Source organism: Actinokineospora lacus, from assembly GCF_053813445.1.
In genome coordinates, this window is the sequence record NZ_JBQERA010000006.1 from 178,387 (window position 1) to 195,394 (window position 17,008).

Consider the following 17,008-nt stretch of genomic DNA (forward strand, 5'->3'; position numbering starts at 1 on the left):
AAGTCTCGACTGTTAGCTTGGCGCCGTGCACGCGTTCGACGTCCTCGGCGATCCCGTCCGACGGCGCATCCTGGAGCTGCTCGCCGACGGCGAGCGGCCCGCCGGTGCGGTGTCATCGGTCATCTCCGAGGAGTTCGGGATCACCCAGCCCGCGGTGTCCCAGCACCTCAAGGTGTTGCGGGACAACGGTTTCACCACCGTGCGGGCCGCGGGTGCCCGCAGGCTGTACTCGGTGAACACCGATCCCCTGCGCGACGTCGACGTGTGGCTCGACCGCTTCCGGCGCTACTGGACCCCGCACCTGGACGCGCTGGCAACCGAACTGGCTCGCGGCCGCCGCGAGAAAGGACCCTCATGATCGACGTCGACCACCAGATCAGCTCAGTCGCCCGCAGCGTGGGCTCCCGCACGCTGGAAGCGGGCGAGGCCCGGGTGGTCACCGTGTCCCAGACGTACAAGGCCGATGTGGACGACGTCTGGGACGCGGTGACCAACCCCGAGCGGCTGCCCCGCTGGTTCCTCCCGATCACCGGCGAGCTGCGCCTCGGCGGGCACTACCAGCTGGAGGGCAACGCGGGCGGCGTCGTCGAGCGCTGCGACCCGCCGACCGGCTTCGCCGCCACCTGGGAGTTCGGCGGCGAGGTGAGCTGGATCGAGGTGACCATCGGCCCCGACGACGCGGGCGGCACGCGCCTGCGGCTGGAGCACATCGCCCACGTCGACGACGAGCGGTGGGCCGAGTTCGGCCCCGGCGCTGTCGGCCTCGGCTGGGACCTGGGCGTCATGGGCCTCAACGAGCACCTCTCCGGCGCCCCCGCCGTGGAACCGGCCTCGGCCATGGCCTGGATGGCCTCTCCCGAGGGCATCGAGTTCATGACCCGCGCCAACACCGAGTGGCGCGACGCGAGCGTGGCCGCGGGCACCGAGCCCGCGGCCGCGCAAGCAGCGGCCGACCGCACCATCGCCGCCTACACCGCGGCGCCGTAGGAGCGGGTCAGCACCTCCAGGTTGTGGCCGTCGGGGTCGCTGAAGTAGAAGCCGCGCCCGCCGTCATTGGTGTTGATCTGCCGCGCCTGGTTGTGGAACGGGTCTGCCCAGTACTCGATCCCCCGTTCCACGACCCTGGCGAACACCGCGTCGAAGTCCTCCTCGCTGACCTTGAACGCCAGGTGCTGGCTGGGGACCGGCCCGTCGACCTGGTAGTAGTCCAGGGTCAGATCATGCTCGAGTGGCACGGTCATGAACGGGCCGAACGGCTTGGGCTCCGGCAGCCCGAGCACGTCGGTCAGGAAGCGCGCCGACGCCGTGCTGTCACTGGCGCCGACAACGGTGTGGTTCAGCTCGACTCGCAAGGTTCCCCCTTGGTCCTGGTGCTTTCACCCTGTGCACTCAGGTTAATAGCTCCAGTTAAGTGGAGATCAACCCCGGAGTTCAGGAGTACACCTCCAGTTCCGATGCTTGGCCCGCGGGCCAAGCCGTGTTGGCGGTGAAGGTGACGCGCAGGTGCCGGGCGCTGCCCGCGACCGCGATGGTCACGGTGTTGCCGGTCGCCGGGTCGAAGCGGTGGTCGCGGGCGGCGGCGAGGGTCGACCACGACCCGCCGTCCGCGCTGCCGAGCACGGTCAGCGTCTGGTTGCGCGCGCCCCACGCGCTCGACGGCGGCAGCTTCAACACGACCCTGCGCACCTGCAGCGCCGTGCCGAGGTCGACGGTCAGCGACTGCGGGAAGGCGCGGTTCACGCTCTCCCAGTAGGTGTTCGGGTTGCCGTCCACGGCGTTGCGCGGCACGTAGACGTCGGCGTGGCCGGTGGCCGAGACCGGGCGGTTCAGCGCCAGGTTCCCCGGCGGCGGCGGGGTGGTCGTCGTGGTGGGCGGCGGCGTGGTCGTCGTGGTCGTGGTGGGCGGGGCGCCGTAGACCGGGGTCGGCCACGGGCCGCAGTACGGGGAGCCGCCGAGCCAGCCCGAGTTGCCGCCCAGGTCGCCGATGGTGAAGGCGCCCTGGCCCATGCAGCTGTAGATGCCCGCCCGGCCGATGCCGGTGGCCACGACGTTGCGGAAGGTCGCCGCGCCGGAGGTCTGCAGCTGCACGGCGAACGTGCCCGCCCCGCTGATCCGCACCCCGTCGAAGTTCACGTTGCGCACGCCGCTGCCGATGAAGTGGATGCCCTCGTAGGAGTTGTCGATCAGGTCGGTGTCGGTCACGTTGATCGTGGCGGTCATCGCCGAGTCGCGGCCGTCGAACCACAGCGCGCCGACGCCGAACTGCCAGTTCGGGTCGAGCACGCCCGCGCGCAGCGTCGTGTTGCGGGCCACGGTGAACGTGCCCGCGACCGGCGTCGCGGCGAACCGGTTGGCGATGTGGATGCCGCCGCCCTGGGTCTGGGTGTCGGCGACGTGGTTGTCGGTGACGCTGATGTCGCGCCCGCCGTAGATCGCGATGTTGTTGGCCAGGATCGGCACGATCACGGTGTTGAAGGAGAACGTGTTGTTGCGGTTCTCCACCGACTCCGACCACATCGCCAGGCCGTCGTCGCCGATGTTGCGCAGGAAGTTGTTGGTGACGACGGTGTCGGTGACCCCGCGGTGCAGGTTCAGCCCGTCGGCGGTCTGGTCGACGATGCGGTTGTCGCGCACGGTCAGGCCGCTGAACGGGCCGTCGAGCCACAGGCCGACCTTGGTGTGCTGGATGTAGAGGCCCTGCACGAGCGAGCCGCCGCCCAGCGCGCCGCCGATGCCGTTGACCTGGTCGCAGTCCACCCGCTCGGTGACCTCGCCGATGATGGCGAAATCGCGCAGGGTCACCGCGGTGCTGACCCCGCTGTTGCCGCCCTGCCCGCAGCTGGACGGCTCGCCGAGCCCGTAGACACCGACCCGGTTGCCCCGCAGCACGCTGTGCCAGTGGCCCGCGCCGCGCAGGGTGACCCGGTCGACGGTGATGTGCCGGTTGACGGTGAAGGTGCCCGCCGGAATCCACACCGGGCGGTTCTGGGCCCGGCCCGCGGCCACCGCGGCGACGAAGGCCGCGCCGTCGTCGGTGCCGTCGTTGGCCGTGGCGCCGTGGTCGGTGACGGACACGGCGTCGGCCGGGCGGGCCGAGGGCGGGGCGACCTGCTCGAAGTCGGCCACGTCCACCGTCGTCGGGGTGATGTCGCCGCTGTCGGCCTGGAAGCGGATCTTCGTGCCCGCCGGGTAGGTGGTGCCCAGCAGCGCGCGGGTCTCGTCGTAGAAGTGGTGCGGCTTCCCGGCGGCGGGGTTGTTCGTGTAGGGGTAGGAGCCGTAGAAGTGGCCGTAGCGCGAGGTCAGGTTGAGGTCGCGGTTGTGCGCGCCGTTGACGTACACCGACAGCGTGCCGTCGCGGCCGGTGCCCTGGTCGGTGTCGGGGATGCTGTAGCGCACGGTCAGGGCGTTGGCGGGCGCGGTGAGGGTGAACTCCACGAACTGGCCCGCGGCGCCCAGCCGCACCGCCCGCCTGCCGGACGCCTCACCGGACAGGGTGCCCGCGGTGCGGTCCATCGGCAGGACGGCGGCGTTGGTGGCGGCGGATTCGGCTTCGTGGCTGAGGAAGGGGACCGTGGCGCCCCGCGCGGGCGCGGCCGTGGAGGCCGCGCCCGAGCTGAGGACGCCCGCTGTGACAAGTCCGGAAACCGCTACCGCGGCGGCCGCCGAAGCGGCCCACCGGGAGCGCGGGGTGTGGTTGCTGGACATGTGCGTCATTGCACCTCTCGTGAGGAACGGGACTAGACCTCCATGAGCCAGACCGCCGTGTCCGGCGGCAAGGTGTCGCTCACCTCGGCGCTGGACAGCAGCACCTTGGAATTCTCGGGCATCGCGACCGGCTCGGTCGAGAGGTTGACCACGCAGACGACGCCGGTGTCGCGGGCGAAGGCCAGCACGCCCTCGGGCTGCTCGTCGAGCCAGGTCAGGGTGCCGTCGCCGAGGTGGGCGCGGCGCAGGCGCAGGGCGCGGCGGTAGAACTCCAGCATGGAGCCCGGGTCGCCCTCCTGGGCGGCCGCGGTCAGCGGGCCCCAGTCAGACGGCTGCGGCAGCCAGGGCGCGGCGCCGGTGTCGTTGAACCCGTAGGGCGCCTCGGTCCCCGACCACGGCAGCGGCACGCGGCAGCCGTCGCGGCCGATGTCGGCGCCGCCGGTCCTGGCGAAGACCGGGTCCTGGCGCGCGGTGTCGGGCAGGTCCTCCACCTCCGGCAGGCCCAGCTCTTCGCCCTGGTAGACGTAGAGCCCGCCGGGCAGGGCCATCGCCAGCATCGCCGCGGCCTTGGCCCTGCGCAGGCCGATGGCCCGGTCGGTGAAGACGCCGTGCTGGCGGTCGGCGAACCCGAAGGAGGTGTCGTCGCGGCCGTAGCGGGTCACGTGCCGGGTGACGTCGTGGTTGGACAGCACCCAGGTGGCGGGCGCGCCGACCGGGGCGTGCGCCGACAGCGTCGCGTCGATGCAGCCGCGCAGCTTCTCCGCGTCCCACGCGCAGGACAGGAAGTCGAAGTTGAACGCCGAGTGCAGCTCGTCGGCGCGCAGGTAGCGGGCGAAGCGCAGCGGGTCGGGCAGCCACATCTCGCCGACGAACACCCGCGGCTCGGCGTAGGAGTCGGCGATCTCCCGCCAGCGCCGGTAGACCTCGTGCACGCCGTCCATGTCCGAGAACGGCAGCGGGATCTGCGCGCGGCCGCGCACGTCGGGCAGCGCCGGGTCCTTCACCAGCCCGTCGGCGACATCGATGCGGAAGCCGTCGACACCGCGGTCGAACCAGAACCGCAGGACGTCCTCGAACTCCGCGCGCACCCGCGGGTCGTCCCAGTTCAGGTCGGGCTGCTCCGGGGCGTAGAGGTGCAGGTACCACTCGCCGTCGGGCACCTGGGTCCAGGCCGACCCGCCGAAGCGCGACTGCCAGTCGTTGGGCGGCCCGTCGCCGCGCCCAGGCCGGAACCAGAAGCGGCGGCGGGCGTCGCTGCCCGGTCCGGCGGCCAGCGCCTCGGTGAACCACGGGTGCTGGTCGGAGCAGTGGTTGGGCACGATGTCGATGATCACCCTGAGGCCGTGGGCGTGCGCCTCCTCGATGAACAGCTCCGCCTGCTCCAGGGTGCCGAACGCGGGCTCGATGTCGCGGTAGTCGGCGACGTCGTAGCCGGAGTCGGCCATCGGCGACGGGTACCACGGGTTGAGCCAGATGGCGTCGACGCCCAGCTCGGCGATGTGCCCGATGCGGGCGCGCAGGCCCGTCAGGTCGCCGGTGCCGTCACCGTCGCCGTCGGCGAAGCTGCGCACGTAGACCTGGTAGATCGCCGCGCCGCGCCACCATGCGTGTCCGGTCAACGCGAACCCCCTTCTAGTGTGGAACGGGCTAGCCCTTCAGGCCGCCCGCGGTCAGTCCGGCGAGGATGTGCCGCTGGAAGATGAGGAACACCGCGACCATGGGCACGCTGGCCAGCACGAGCCCGGCGAGCATCAGGTTGATCGGGGTGTCCGGGGCGAACCGGTTGAGCGCGACGCTCAGGGTCTGCTTCTCGGGGTCGGAGAACACCAGCAGCGGCCAGATGAAGTCCTTCCAGGCCGCCACGATCGCCAGGATCGACACCACGGCCAGGATGGGGCGCGAGAGCGGCAGCACGATCCGCGCCATCGTGGTGATCGTGCCCGCGCCGTCGATGCGGGCGGCGTCGATCAGCTCGGTGGGAATGCGGTCGAAGAAGCGTTTGAGCAGGTAGATGTTGAACGCGTTCGCGGCGGCGGGCAGCCAGATCGCGGCCGGGTTGTTGACCAGGTTGACGCCGAGGAGCGGCACGTCGGTGATGGTGAGGTAGGTCGGGACCAGCAGCGCCGACGCGGGCAGCATCAGGGTGGCGAGCATCATGGCGAGCACGAGGTTGCCCATCACGGGCCGCAGCTTGGACAGCGCGTAGGCGGCGGGCACGTCCACGGCCAGCTGCACCAGCCACGCGCCGATGGTGACCACGACGGTGTTGCGGAAGTACTTGGCCAGGTCCATGAAGGACCACGCCTCGCCGTAGCTCTCGGGGTGCCACTGGGTCGGCAGGACCGTCGCGGGGACCTGGGCCAGCTCGGCGGGCGCCTTCATCGCGCCCAGCAGCAGCCACAGGAACGGGAACACGAACGCGGCGGTGAAGGCGAACAGGACCAGGGAGAACACCAGCCAGTAGACGCGGCGGCCGCGCGCGCTGCGCATGGCGGACGGGGTGATCAGGGTGCGGACGGCGCGCTCCATCAGTCCTCCGTCTTGGTGAGCTTGAGGTACAGCGCGGAGAACACCCCGAGCACGGCGAACAGCATCAGGCTCAGGGCGCTCGCGGTGCCGAAGTCGTTGTAGACGAAGGCGTAGCGGTAGAGCAGCAGCAGCACGGTGACCGTGGAGTCCTGCGGGCCGCCGCCGGTCATGACGAACGGCTCGGTGAACACCTGCATGGTGGCCACGATCTGCATGAGCATCATCACCAGCAGCACGAACCGGGTCTGCGGGATGGTGACGTGGCGCAGCCGCTGGCGCAGCGTGGCCCCGTCCAGCTCGGCGGCCTCGTACAGCTCGCCGGGGATGGTCTGCAGGGCGGCGAGGTAGATCAGGGTGGCCGAGCCGAGGTTGGCCCAGGTGGTCACCAGCACCAGCGACAGCAGCGAGGTGTCGGTGGAGTCCAACCAGGACAGACCGGGCAGTCCCAGGCCGCGCAGGATGCTGTTGAACAGGCCGGGACCGGGGTCGTAGAACCACTTCCACAGCAGCGCCGAGACGACCGGGGGCAGCATGACCGGCAGGTAGACCACCAGCCGGAAGTACCCCTTGGCGTGGCGGAGTTCGTTGAGCACCAGGGCGAAGGCGAACGGGATGGCGAAACCGAACACCAGGGCGTACAGGGTGAACAGGAAGGTGTTGCGCCACGCGGTGAGGAACAGCGGGTCGTCGAGCAGCAGCGCGAAGTTGTCCCAGCCGACCCACTGCGCGGAGTTGACGAAGTCGACCTGCTGGAAGCTGAGCAGGACGCCACGGCCGATGGGGTACCAGGAGAACAGCGCGAAGCAGACCAGCGCGGCGCACAGGAACCCGTACGCGGTCAGGGAATCGGTGATCTTCCGGCGCGTGCGCAGGGTGAGCCGGGGTTCGGTGCGGGTGCTCATCGGGGGCCTTCCGTGGGTGGGCCCGGCAGGCGTGCCGCCTGCCGGGCCCTGGCTCACTTGACCTGGGCGAGCGCGCTGTTGACCTTCGCGGCGGCGTCGGAGAGCAGCTTTCCCGGGTCGGCGTCGGCGTCGGTGAGCACGCCCTGCATGACGTTGTCGAGGGCGGCGTAGACCTGCTGGGCGTTGGGCGGCTCGATGCGGCCCTCCAGCCTGCTGGCGCCCGCCATGTAGGCGGCGTAGTTGGAGACCGGGACGGTGGCGTGCTTGACCTTCAGCTCCTCCTGCTTGTCCCGGACGGCGCCGGTCCAGATGTCGGCGACCGGCGGGACCGGCAGGCCGATGGGCTGGCCCTCGTCCTTGTAGCGCTGGAGGTTCTTCTCAAGGCGGTCGGGGTTGAGGTACTTCCACTGGACCCAGGTCAGCCCGGCCTTGATCTTCTCAGGGGTGGCCTTCGGGTTGATCATGTAGCCCTCGCCGCCGATGAGGGTGCCGTTGCCGCCGGGCATCGGGGCCAGGCCGTAGTCGGCGTAGTCGCCCTTGAACTGGTTGACGATCGTGGGGATGTTGTCCGGGGCGGCCAGGTACATGCCGAGCTGGCCCGCGCCCATCTTCTGCTGCACGTCGCCGATCTCCAGCAGCTGCTTCTCCCCCATGCTCTTGTCGTCCCACCGCATGGCGCGCAGGGTCTCGACGACCTCGCGGCCCTTCTCGTTGTCGAAGTCCGCGACCCACTTGTCGCCGTCCTGGCGGGCGATCTGGCCGCCCACGGAGTACATCCAGGCGGTGAAGTGCCAGCCGCCCTGGTTGGACTTGCTGTAGTCGGCGAAGCCCACGGTGCCGTTGCCCAGCGCGGCGATCTTCTTCGCGGCGGCGCGCACCTCGGCCCACGTCGTGGGCGGCTTGTCGGGGTCGAGCCCGGCCTTGGTGAACAGCTCGCGGTTGTAGAGCAGGCCCATCGTGTAGTTGGCGGTGGGCAGCCCGTAGACGCGGCCGTCCTTGCTGAAGACGTCCTTCAGCGGCTGCTGCAGGTCGGCGACGGCCGGGACGCCTGCGAGGTGGTCGGTGATGTCGGCGGCCTGGCGGCGGGCGATGAGCTGGGCGGGGTCGGTGAAGTAGACGTAGAAGACGTCTTCGAGCTGGCCGCCCGCGAGCTTGGCGGAGAACGTCTTGGGGTCCATGAACCCCTCGCGGGGCTCGATGTCGATGTCCGGGTGCGCGAGCTCGAACTCGGCGACGTCCTCGTCGAAGATCTTCCGGTCGAACGGCTGCGTCCCCGGCGGCTGGCCGTTGACGGTGATGGTCACCTTGCCGCCCGGCTGCCCGGCTGGGGAGTCGTCACCGCACGCGGCGACGGTGGACAGGCACAGACCGGCGGCCAGGATGATGCCGACCGTCCGGCGGCGGACAGGTGTGTTCATCGCGGGGACCCTTCGTGGATGTCGTGTGACGCGGACCATAAGCCCGCACGACATCTGACCGCAATATCTCGACACCAACCCGCAAGATTTCTACAGTGTGCGATTACCTCCGCCGCGGCGGCGCCGCCGACCCCCTGACCACCAGCTCCGGCTCGAACAGCAGCTCTCCCGTCGGCACCGGTGCCCCGGCGATCTGCGCGGCCAGCAGGTCGACCGCCGCCCGCCCGATCGCCTCGATCGGCTGGCGCACCGTGGTCAGCGGCGGATCGGTGGCGGTCATCAGGGCCGAGTCGTCGAACCCGATCACCGAGACGTCCTCCGGCACCGCCAGCCCCAGCCTGCGCACCGCCCGCACCGCTCCGAGGGCGATGGGGTCACTGGCGCAGATCAGCGCCGTGAACCCCCGGTTGACCAGGGCGGTCGCGGCGGCCTGTCCGCTCTCCAGGGAGAACATCGTGTACTCCACGGCGTCGTCGCCGACGGTGGTCCCCGCGGCGGCGGCGCAGACCCGCAGGGCGCTGAGCTTGCGCCGCGACGGCACGTGGTCGGGCGTGCCGAGGACCAGCCCGATGCGCTCGTGCCCGATGGCCACGAGGTGGGCGTACGCCTGCTCGACGGCCACCCGGTCGTCGCAGGAGACGGTGGGCAGGCCGAGGTTCTCCACCGAGGCGTTGACCAGGACGGTGGGCAGCTTGCGGCGCACGAGCTGCTGGTAGTGGTCGTGCTGGGCGTCGGCGAGGGCGTAGAGCCCGCCCGCGAAGACGACCCCGGAGACGTGCTGCTCAAGGAGCAGGTCGAGGTAGTCCGACTCCGGCACGCCGCCTGCCGTGCGGGTGCACAGCACCGGGGTGAAGCCCCGCTGGGCGAGCGCGTTGCCGACGACGTCGGCGAAGGCGGGGAAGATCGGGTTCTGCAGCTCGGGGAGCACCAGCCCGACGAGCCGTGCCCGCTCCCCCCGCAGCTGGGTCGGGCGCTCGTATCCGAGCACGTCAAGGGCGGTCAGCACGGCGCCGCGGGTCACCTCGGACACCCCGGGCTTCCCGTTCAGCACCCGGCTGACGGTGGCCTCACTGACCCCGACCTTCTCGGCCACCTCGGCAAGCCTGCGTCGCGACATGCGCGCAAGCATAGACTGATTCGCGCAAGACAACGACAGGCGCTTGCGCTGGCTTGCGTGAACTTCCAGCCAAACGCACTCACCGGCACGGACCCAGCGCCCCCGCGCGTCCTGTGGGGGACGCTCACCTGCCGGGCGAGACCTCGGAAAACACCACACGGTAGCCGTTTCACCCGAGAGAATCACTCGAAGTAGCGAGGAGACCACAGTGCGGGGTCACGAACGCGGGGGCGTACCTTACGTAACCTGACGACGGGCGACACGACTCGGCGGAAGGACGGCGGTGACCGACACACCCATTTACGACCAGGTCCAGCGCGAGCTTCATGAACGCGCAGAGCCCGAGCGGGCCGGTTCGCGGGCGGATGGCGCGGGGGTGTCGGTCTGGGCACTCATCGGCGAGCACCGCGAGCACCACGGCCAGCCGCGCGAGGGCCGCAGGCGCAGGCCCTGAGCCCTCAGAGCCTCACCGCGTCCCGGGACAGCGCCACCAGCCTGCTCACCGCGCGCAGGTACTTCTTGCGGTAGCCCCCGCGCAGCATCTCCGGGGTGAACAGCGCCGAGAGGGGCGCGCCGGAGACGACCACGGGGATCGCCCGGTCGTAGAGCCGGTCGGCGAAGGCCACCAGCCGCAGGGCCACGTCCTGGCCCTCCAGCGGGCGCACGCCGCGCAGGTGCACCGCCGTCACGCCGTCCAGCAGCCGCCCGTACTTCGACGGGTGCAGCGCGGCCAGGTGGGCGCACAGCGCGTCGAAGTCGTCCAGCGTCGACCCGGGCGACATCCGCGCGAGCAGGTCGGCCTCCGACACCGGCTCCGGCGCGTCGGGCAGGCCGCGGTGGCGGTAGTCGGGACCGTCCACCCGCACGACGTCGAAGCGGGCCGAGAGGGCCTGGATCTCGCGGAGGAAGTCGCCCGCGGCGAAGCGGCCCTCGCCCAGCTTGTCCGGCAGGGTGTTGGACGTGGCCGCCACCGACACCCCGGCGTCGGTCAGCTCGGCGAGCAGCCGGGTGACCAGCATCGTGTCGCCCGGGTCGTCCAGCTCGAACTCGTCGATGGCCAGCAGGCGGTGCCCGCCCAGGCGCCGGACGGTCTCGGCGAAGCCCAGCGCGCCCACCAGGTAGGTCAGCTCGACGAACGTGCCGTACGCCTTGGGGCCGGGCACCGCGTGCCACAGCGAGGCGAGCAGGTGCGTCTTGCCCACGCCGAACCCGCCGTCGAAGTAGAGCCCCGGCTTTCCCCGCTCGGCCCGGCCGAGCAACCGCTGCATCAGCGTCCGCTCCCGAGGCACCCGCGCGGCGAAGACCTGCCCCGCGGCGACCGCGGCGGCCTGGCTGGGCTCGTCCGGGCTGGGCACGTAGGTCTCGAAGGAGACCGCGCCGAAGCGCGGCGGCGGGGTCAGCGCGGCGACGAGTTCCTCGGGCGCGAGCACGGGCTCGCGGCCGGTGAGGCTGGGCGGCGGCATGCCGGGGAGCGTAGCGGCGTGCTGGGATGGCCAGGTGCACAAACTGTGGCCCCCTCCCCCGCTTTCCCCAGGTCAGCCCCAACCCGCTGTGGTGGACGACACCGCGCTGGAAGACCTCTACGACTACCCCGGCGACCTCGCCGCCCCGTTCGTGCAGGTCAACTTCGTGACCAGCGCCGACGGCGGCGCCGAGCTGTCGGGCCGCTCGGCCGGGCTGTCCAGCCCCGGCGACCGCAGGGTCCTCGCCCTCGGCCGCGACCTGGCCGACGTGGTGCTGGTGGGCTGGGGGACAGCCCGCGCCGAGGGCTACCGCGGCGTCAAGCGCAAGGAGACGCGGACCCGCAGGCGCGCCGAGCGCGGCCTCTCGGAGGTGCCGCCGATCGCGGTGGTGACCGGCCGATGCTCGGTGCCGCCGGACTCGCCGCTGGTCACCGACACGCTGGCGCCGCTCATCGTGGTCACCGCCGAGGCCGCCCCCGCCGCCCGCAGGCGGGCGCTGGCCGACGCGGGCGCCGAGGTCGTCGTCGCGGGCGACGCGCGGGTCGACCCGGCCAGGGCGCTGGCCATCCTGGGGGAGCGCGGTCTGCGCAGGGTGTGCTGCGAGGGCGGGCCGGAGCTGTTCGGCGCGCTGGCCGCCGCGGACCTCGTCGACCAGCTCAACCTGACCATCTCCCCGATCCTGGCGGGCGGCGGCCCGAGCCGCATCGCGACGGGTCCCCCGCCCGCGGCGCCGAGCACGCTGCGGCTGGAGTCCGTGCTGACCGACAACGGGTTCGTGATGCTGCGCTACCGCCGGGGCGGCCCGCCCTACTAAAATGGTCCATATCGGACTGTCTACCCCGGCCTGAGCGAAAAGGCTGACAGCACAGGTGATCTACACAGTGGACATTCACCTCACCGGTGCCCGCGCTTCCTCGATTGGGTGACTTGCCGAGACGATGCCGGATGCGGTGGCATCTGATGGTGTGCACAGGAGACGACAACGGCCGTCCGCACACCGGAGTCCACGGGGAAGGGAGCTGCCAGTCATGGCACAGCCCAGCACCACCAAGTCCGGCTCGACCGAAGCGGTCCCGACCGCCCGAGCGGGCGGCGTGCCCGCGCGCCTGGCCGACGACCAGAGCCAGGGCAAGACCACCATCGCGTCCGGGGTGGTGCAGAAGATCGCGGGCATGGCCGCCCGCGAGGTGTCCGGCGTGTTCGCCCTCGGCGGCGGCGTGTCCCGCGCCTTCGGCGCCATCCGCGAGCGCATCCCCGGCGCGGGCACGGTGTCGACCTCCGGGGTGGCGGTCGAGGTCGGCGAGAAGCAGGCCGCGATCGACCTCGACGTGGTCGTGGAGTACGGCGCCGGGATCGTCGACCTGGCCCGCGCGGTGCGCCGCAACGTCATCACCGCGGTGGAGCGGATGACCGGGCTGGAGGTCATCGAGGTCAACATCTCGGTCAACGACATCCACCTGCCCGACGAGAACGGCGACAGCGACGAGTCCGCGCAGTCCAGGGTGGAGTGATGGCCGCCCTCGCCGACCGGCTCGGCGCCGCGGTGCTCGGGCACCCGGCGGTCGTGCGGCTCGACGGCGGGCCCTTCGGCACCGTCGCGACCGCGCTGCCGGGCAGGCGCGTGGTGGGGGTCGTGGTCGGCGCGCGGGACGCCGTGGAGGTCTCGGTCGTGCTCAGCGCGCAGCGGCCCATCCCGGAGGTCGTGGCCGAGGTGCGCGAGCAGGTGCGCGCCATCGCGGGCCCGGTCGCCGTCGACGTCCACGTCTCCGGCGTGGAAGTGCCGTGAGCGGGCGCGACGAGCGCGCGGAGTACCGCGAGTTCGTCCGCCGCCACCATCCCGACCGCGGGGGCGACCCCGCCGAATTCGTGGCCGGACTCGCCGCGCTGCGGGCGCGAAGGGACGCCCGCTTCGACGCCCCCATCGTGGGCGCCGACCCGCCGCGCGGGGTGCGGGGCGCGGCGGTCCGGCTGCGCCGCTGGTACCGGCGGCGCCACCGCACGCCCCGGGTCCGCTGAGCAAACAGGGAGTCACAACACCCATGAACGCCACCCAGACCGGCATCATCGCCGGTCTCATCCTCGGCCTGGCGGCGACGCAGGGCTTCATCTCCTTCCTGGTCACCCTGGCCATCGGGTTCGTCGGCCTGGTGGTCGGCAGGGTGATCGACGGCGAGCTGGACCTGTCCGACGTGTTCGCGGGCCGGGGCAAGGACAGGTGAGCGCCGACGCCGCCGACCGCGGCACGCTGACCATCGCCCCGTCGGTGGTCAGACAGGTCGCCGAGCGGGCCGCCGACGCCACCCCGGGCACCGCGCGGACCACGCGGACGGTGGCCGGGATCGGCCTCGGCGAGCACGGCGCGTCGGCATCCGTCGACGGCGAGGGCGGGCGCGTCCGGTTGCGCGTCGAGCTGGCCCTGCACTACCCGGCGGCCGTCCGCGCGGTGGTCGCCGAGGTCCGGGCGAAGGTCAGCGATGAGGTCGAGCGGATCACCGGCTACCAGGTGCGCGGTGTCGACGTCGTCGTCACCGGCCTGGTCCCGCCCGCCACCCCACGAGTGCAGTGACGGATTGGAGTGAGCCGTGCGAGTGTTCGTGAGGATCGTGGCGGTGCTGCTGGCCCTCGCCCTCGCCGCCGTGGGCGCGCTGCTGGCCCTGGAGGTCGGCTGGCTGTGGCTGCGGCCGACCGATGCCCCGCTCCTGGTGCCGTGGCCGGACTGGCGCGACCGCCTCGCGGAGCTGGACTGGCGGAGCCCGCCGGTCCAGCTCACCGCCGGGATCACCGCGCTGGCCGGGCTCGCCCTGTTCGCGGCCGCGCTGTCCTCCCGCCGACGCGAGGTGCCGCTGCGCGACCCGGCGCCGGGGGTCACCGTGCGCACGTCCCCGCGCTCGCTGGCCCGCATCGTCGGGACGCGGGTCAGGGCCGAGGACACGGTGAGCGGCGCCTCGGTGACCGCGACGGCGCGCAAGGTCAGGGTTCGGGCGACCAGCGGGCTGGAGCCGGAGGCGCAGCTGCGCCCCCGGCTGACCGAAGTGGTCGGCGACCTGCTCGCCGACCTGCCGCTGACCCGCATGCCCCGGGTCAGCGTCGTCGTGGACTCGCCGAGGGACCGCACTTGACGCCCCGGCACGACACCACCGGCCCGCTCGCCCCGACCGCCGAGGCGGTCGTGCCGGGTCCCGGCCAGCCCCGAGAGCCGAAGCCGAAGCCCCCCAGGGACCGCTCATGACACAGCCATCCGCACGGGCCATGGCCCGCTCCTACCGCGCCGAGCGCGGCCTGACCGGGATCGTCGGCCTGCTCGCCCTCATCGCGGGCATCGGCGCGCTGGTGGTGGGAGCGGGCTGGCTGGGCACCTTCCGGGCGCGGACGTCGGTGCTCGACCCGGCCGCCGTGGCCGTCATCACCGAGCGGCCGCTGCTGTCGCGGCTGGTCGCCATCGGCGTCGGGGTCATGTTCCTCGTCGTCGGGGTGTGGCTGGCGGTGCGCGCCCTGCGGCCGGAGACCCACCCCGACCTGGCGCTGGAGGAGGACCTGACGGTCACCTCCGGCGCCATCGCCGCGGCGATCGGCGCCGACGCCGAGCGGGTGGACGGGGTCGACCGCGCCAAGGCGACGGTCGTGGGCGACCGGGAGGCGCCCGCGCTGCGGCTGAGCCTGTGGCTGGCCGAGGGCTGCGACGTCAAGAACGTCTGGCGGCAACTGGACGAGTCGGTGCTGCGCCGGGCCAGGGACTCCCTCGGCGTGGCGTCGCTGCCCACCGCAGTGCGGGTGGAGCTCGGCGCGGCGGGGCGGACACGGGTGCGGTGATCAGGCAGGATGGGTCCCGTGGCCCTCCCGCTGACCCCGCCGGTCCAACCGATGCTGGCCAAGTCGGTGCCGTCGATCCCCGACGGCGCCGATCTGGTGTTCGAGCCCAAGTACGACGGCTTCCGCTGCCTGGCCTTCCGCGACGGCGACGAGGTGTTCCTCCAGTCGCGCTCGGGCAAGCCGCTCAACCGCTACTTCCCCGAGGCCGAGACCGCCCTGCGCGCCGCCCTGCCCGAGCGCTCCGTCGTGGACGGGGAGCTGATCGTCGACGTCGACGGGCGGCTGGACTTCGACAAGCTCGCCGAGCGCATCCACCCGGCCGCGAGCCGGGTCACGATGCTCTCGGAGACCTCGCCGTCGCGGTTCATCGCCTTCGACATCCTCGCGCTGGACGACGACGTGCTGCTGGAGACGCCCACCGTGCGCAGGCGGGAGATCCTGGAAGGCGCGCTGTCCCTGGGTGAGCGGGTCCACCTGACCCCGGTGACGCGCGACGCGGACCTGGCGCGGCGGTGGTTCGAGATCTTCGAGGGCGCGGGCCTCGACGGGGTGATGGGCAAGCCCGCCGACGGCGAGTACACGCCCAACAAGCGGACGCTGTTGAAGTTCAAGCACTCGCGCACGGCGGACTGCGTGGTCAGCGGGATGCGCTGGTACAAGGACACCACGCCCGGTGAGGCCGTCGGGTCGCTGATGCTGGGGCTGTACGACCACGACGGCAACCTGCACCACGTCGGCGTGGTGGGCTCGTTCCCGGCGGCCTACCGGCGGGAGCTGGCCGTCGAGCTGGCCGAGCTGATCCCCGGCGGGCGGGAGAACCACCCGTGGGCGGCGGACGACGCCGACCACGACGTGCTGCGGATGCCCGGGGCGATCAGCCGGTGGCGCACGACCGAGCAGCCGTGGGTGCCGCTGCGGCTGGAGCGGGTGGTGGAGGTCGCCTACGAGCACACCGAGGGCGGCTACCCGGGCCGCTTCCGGCACACCGCCCAGTTCCGCCGCTGGCGCCCGGACCGGGAGCCGAAGTCGTGCACGTACGAGCAGCTGGAGGAGCCGACCCGCTACGACCTCGACTCGGTCCTGCAGGGCGAGGTCCGCGAACGCAAGACCTAGTGCCCCGCGGTCCTGGTCGCCCCCACGGACGCGGCCACGACCAGGCAGACCGCCACCCACTGGACCGGGTGCAGCAGCTCGCCGAGCACGACGAGGCCCGCCAGGGCGGCCACCGCCGGTTCCATGCTCATCAGCACGCCGAACACCCGCGGCGGGATCTTGCGCAGCGCCTCCAGCTCCAGGGAGTACGGGATCACCGAGGACATCAGCGCGACCGCGAGCCCGGCCAGCAGCACCATCGGCGACAGCAGGCTCGTCCCGGAGTCGGCGACCCCGACGGGCACCGCCACCGCCGCGGCGACGACCATCGCCAGCGCCAGCCCGGCGCCGCCCGACGTGCGGCTGCCGAGCTTGGCGCTGAGCAGGATGTACCCGGCCCAGCAGGCCCCCGCGCCCGCCGCGAGCAGCAGGCCGACCAGGTCGGCGTCGGTGGTCGCCCGGGCCAGCAGGACCACCCCGCCCGCGGCCATCAGCGCCCACAGCGCGTCCAGCACCCGCCGCGAGCCCAGCAGCGCCAGCGACAGCGGCCCCAGGAACTCCACGGTCACCGCCACCCCCAGCGGGATGCGGGCCAGCGAGAGGTAGAACAGCAGGTTCATCGTCGCCAGCACGACCCCGTAGGCGACGACGACCCCCAGCGTCGCCTTGTCGACCCGCACCCGGGGGCGCCAGATCAGCACGAGGATCAGCGCGGCGAAGAACAGCCGCAGGGCGACCACCCCGCTGGCCCCCGCGCTGCTGAACATCGTCTTGGCGACCGCGCCGCCCACCTGGACGCTGACCACACCGAGGAGCACCGAGACCGTCGGCGGGATCGACCCGGTCCGCCGGGGCACCGCGGCCAGCGCCGCCGTCCAGCGCCACCAGGATGACCGACCCGCCCGGTCCACATGTGCCATGACCACAAAAACATCCTACGTATGGCGTTCACCGGGTCCTCACCCGGTTGCC

21 protein-coding genes are annotated in these 17,008 nt (G+C 72.2%); 12 read left to right on the forward strand and 9 right to left on the reverse strand.

Annotation, left to right across the window (positions count from 1 at the left end):
- The first annotated feature begins 25 nt into the window (after positions 1-25).
- Complete coding sequence (locus ACTG9Q_RS16670; protein ID WP_455573696.1) at positions 26-358, forward strand: ArsR/SmtB family transcription factor; 333 nt, start codon at positions 26-28, stop codon at positions 356-358.
- Positions 355-987, forward strand: a complete 633-nt coding sequence (locus tag ACTG9Q_RS16675; protein WP_455573697.1) for an SRPBCC family protein — start codon at positions 355-357, stop codon at positions 985-987. Before ACTG9Q_RS16670 ends, ACTG9Q_RS16675 begins: the two co-directional genes overlap by 4 nt.
- Here ACTG9Q_RS16675 and ACTG9Q_RS16680 read toward each other — a convergent pair.
- From ACTG9Q_RS16680 to ACTG9Q_RS16710, 7 genes are all read right to left on the reverse strand, one after another.
- On the reverse strand, positions 969-1,352 hold the full coding sequence (locus ACTG9Q_RS16680) for a VOC family protein (protein WP_455573698.1): 384 nt from the start codon (positions 1,350-1,352) through the stop codon (positions 969-971). The genes ACTG9Q_RS16675 and ACTG9Q_RS16680 overlap by 19 nt on opposite strands.
- Before the next feature lie 79 nt (positions 1,353-1,431).
- Positions 1,432-3,705 (reverse strand): discoidin domain-containing protein, encoded by a 2,274-nt coding sequence (locus ACTG9Q_RS16685; RefSeq protein WP_455573699.1) that lies wholly within the window; start codon positions 3,703-3,705, stop codon positions 1,432-1,434.
- Positions 3,706-3,737: 32 nt separating this feature from the next.
- Positions 3,738-5,324, reverse strand: a complete 1,587-nt coding sequence (locus tag ACTG9Q_RS16690) for a glycoside hydrolase family 13 protein (protein WP_455573700.1) — start codon at positions 5,322-5,324, stop codon at positions 3,738-3,740.
- A 28-nt stretch (positions 5,325-5,352) separates the two neighbouring features.
- Entirely contained in the window at positions 5,353-6,234 is an 882-nt protein-coding gene (locus ACTG9Q_RS16695) for a carbohydrate ABC transporter permease (RefSeq protein ID WP_455573701.1), read from the reverse strand.
- Entirely contained in the window at positions 6,234-7,136 is a 903-nt protein-coding gene (locus tag ACTG9Q_RS16700) for a carbohydrate ABC transporter permease (RefSeq protein ID WP_455573702.1), read from the reverse strand. The genes ACTG9Q_RS16695 and ACTG9Q_RS16700 overlap by 1 nt, the downstream gene beginning before the upstream one ends.
- A 53-nt stretch (positions 7,137-7,189) precedes the next feature.
- Complete coding sequence (locus ACTG9Q_RS16705; RefSeq protein ID WP_455573703.1) at positions 7,190-8,554, reverse strand: ABC transporter substrate-binding protein; 1,365 nt, start codon at positions 8,552-8,554, stop codon at positions 7,190-7,192.
- 103 nt (positions 8,555-8,657) lie between these two features.
- A complete protein-coding gene (locus tag ACTG9Q_RS16710) occupies positions 8,658-9,671 on the reverse strand; it encodes a LacI family DNA-binding transcriptional regulator (RefSeq protein WP_455573704.1) in 1,014 nt (337 codons plus the stop codon).
- Positions 9,672-9,954: 283 nt separating this feature from the next.
- Between ACTG9Q_RS16710 and ACTG9Q_RS16715 the strand changes: the two genes are divergently transcribed.
- Complete coding sequence (locus ACTG9Q_RS16715) at positions 9,955-10,125, forward strand: hypothetical protein (RefSeq protein WP_455573705.1); 171 nt, start codon at positions 9,955-9,957, stop codon at positions 10,123-10,125.
- A gap of 4 nt (positions 10,126-10,129) precedes the next feature.
- Here the strand turns inward: ACTG9Q_RS16715 and zapE are convergent, their stop codons facing one another.
- The gene (gene zapE, locus ACTG9Q_RS16720) at positions 10,130-11,134 is read right to left on the reverse strand and encodes a cell division protein ZapE (RefSeq protein WP_455573706.1); all 1,005 of its coding nucleotides are present in this window, start codon (positions 11,132-11,134) and stop codon (positions 10,130-10,132) included.
- Positions 11,135-11,222: 88 nt separating this feature from the next.
- Between zapE and ACTG9Q_RS16725 the strand changes: the two genes are divergently transcribed.
- The 9 genes from ACTG9Q_RS16725 (at position 11,223) to ACTG9Q_RS16765 (ending at position 16,057) form a co-directional block, all read left to right on the forward strand.
- Positions 11,223-11,948, forward strand: a complete 726-nt coding sequence (locus tag ACTG9Q_RS16725; RefSeq protein WP_455573707.1) for a pyrimidine reductase family protein — start codon at positions 11,223-11,225, stop codon at positions 11,946-11,948.
- 214 nt (positions 11,949-12,162) lie between these two features.
- Positions 12,163-12,645: an Asp23/Gls24 family envelope stress response protein gene (locus ACTG9Q_RS16730; protein ID WP_455573708.1), complete on the forward strand. Its 483-nt coding sequence runs from the start codon at positions 12,163-12,165 to the stop codon at positions 12,643-12,645.
- A complete protein-coding gene (locus tag ACTG9Q_RS16735) occupies positions 12,645-12,920 on the forward strand; it encodes a hypothetical protein (RefSeq protein ID WP_455573709.1) in 276 nt (91 codons plus the stop codon). Before ACTG9Q_RS16730 ends, ACTG9Q_RS16735 begins: the two co-directional genes overlap by 1 nt.
- A complete protein-coding gene (locus tag ACTG9Q_RS16740) occupies positions 12,917-13,150 on the forward strand; it encodes a hypothetical protein (RefSeq protein WP_455573710.1) in 234 nt (77 codons plus the stop codon). Before ACTG9Q_RS16735 ends, ACTG9Q_RS16740 begins: the two co-directional genes overlap by 4 nt.
- A gap of 23 nt (positions 13,151-13,173) precedes the next feature.
- On the forward strand, positions 13,174-13,353 hold the full coding sequence (locus ACTG9Q_RS16745; protein WP_455573711.1) for a hypothetical protein: 180 nt from the start codon (positions 13,174-13,176) through the stop codon (positions 13,351-13,353).
- Positions 13,350-13,700 (forward strand): Asp23/Gls24 family envelope stress response protein, encoded by a 351-nt coding sequence (locus ACTG9Q_RS16750; protein WP_455573712.1) that lies wholly within the window; start codon positions 13,350-13,352, stop codon positions 13,698-13,700. The genes ACTG9Q_RS16745 and ACTG9Q_RS16750 overlap by 4 nt, the downstream gene beginning before the upstream one ends.
- 16 nt (positions 13,701-13,716) lie before the next feature.
- Positions 13,717-14,253, forward strand: a complete 537-nt coding sequence (locus tag ACTG9Q_RS16755; protein WP_455573713.1) for a DUF6286 domain-containing protein — start codon at positions 13,717-13,719, stop codon at positions 14,251-14,253.
- Between the two features lie 106 nt (positions 14,254-14,359).
- Complete coding sequence (locus ACTG9Q_RS16760) at positions 14,360-14,944, forward strand: alkaline shock response membrane anchor protein AmaP (RefSeq protein ID WP_455573714.1); 585 nt, start codon at positions 14,360-14,362, stop codon at positions 14,942-14,944.
- A gap of 9 nt (positions 14,945-14,953) precedes the next feature.
- Positions 14,954-16,057 (forward strand): ATP-dependent DNA ligase, encoded by a 1,104-nt coding sequence (locus tag ACTG9Q_RS16765; protein ID WP_455573715.1) that lies wholly within the window; start codon positions 14,954-14,956, stop codon positions 16,055-16,057.
- Here the strand turns inward: ACTG9Q_RS16765 and ACTG9Q_RS16770 are convergent.
- Positions 16,054-16,962: an EamA family transporter gene (locus ACTG9Q_RS16770; protein ID WP_455573716.1), complete on the reverse strand. Its 909-nt coding sequence runs from the start codon at positions 16,960-16,962 to the stop codon at positions 16,054-16,056. The genes ACTG9Q_RS16765 and ACTG9Q_RS16770 overlap by 4 nt on opposite strands.
- Positions 16,963-17,008 lie beyond the last annotated feature (46 nt).

Coding starts and splice junctions, on each gene's coding strand:
- ACTG9Q_RS16675 (WP_455573697.1), top strand. CDS start 355: ATGATCGACGTCGACCACCAGATCAGCTCAGTCGCCCGCAGCGTGGGC.
- ACTG9Q_RS16685 (WP_455573699.1), bottom strand. CDS start 3,705: ATGTCCAGCAACCACACCCCGCGCTCCCGGTGGGCCGCTTCGGCGGCC.
- ACTG9Q_RS16695 (WP_455573701.1), bottom strand. CDS start 6,234: ATGGAGCGCGCCGTCCGCACCCTGATCACCCCGTCCGCCATGCGCAGC.
- ACTG9Q_RS16700 (WP_455573702.1), bottom strand. CDS start 7,136: ATGAGCACCCGCACCGAACCCCGGCTCACCCTGCGCACGCGCCGGAAG.
- ACTG9Q_RS16705 (WP_455573703.1), bottom strand. CDS start 8,554: ATGAACACACCTGTCCGCCGCCGGACGGTCGGCATCATCCTGGCCGCC.
- ACTG9Q_RS16710 (WP_455573704.1), bottom strand. CDS start 9,671: ATGTCGCGACGCAGGCTTGCCGAGGTGGCCGAGAAGGTCGGGGTCAGT.
- zapE (WP_455573706.1), bottom strand. CDS start 11,134: ATGCCGCCGCCCAGCCTCACCGGCCGCGAGCCCGTGCTCGCGCCCGAG.
- ACTG9Q_RS16730 (WP_455573708.1), top strand. CDS start 12,163: ATGGCACAGCCCAGCACCACCAAGTCCGGCTCGACCGAAGCGGTCCCG.
- ACTG9Q_RS16735 (WP_455573709.1), top strand. CDS start 12,645: ATGGCCGCCCTCGCCGACCGGCTCGGCGCCGCGGTGCTCGGGCACCCG.
- ACTG9Q_RS16745 (WP_455573711.1), top strand. CDS start 13,174: ATGAACGCCACCCAGACCGGCATCATCGCCGGTCTCATCCTCGGCCTG.
- ACTG9Q_RS16760 (WP_455573714.1), top strand. CDS start 14,360: ATGACACAGCCATCCGCACGGGCCATGGCCCGCTCCTACCGCGCCGAG.
- ACTG9Q_RS16765 (WP_455573715.1), top strand. CDS start 14,954: ATGGGTCCCGTGGCCCTCCCGCTGACCCCGCCGGTCCAACCGATGCTG.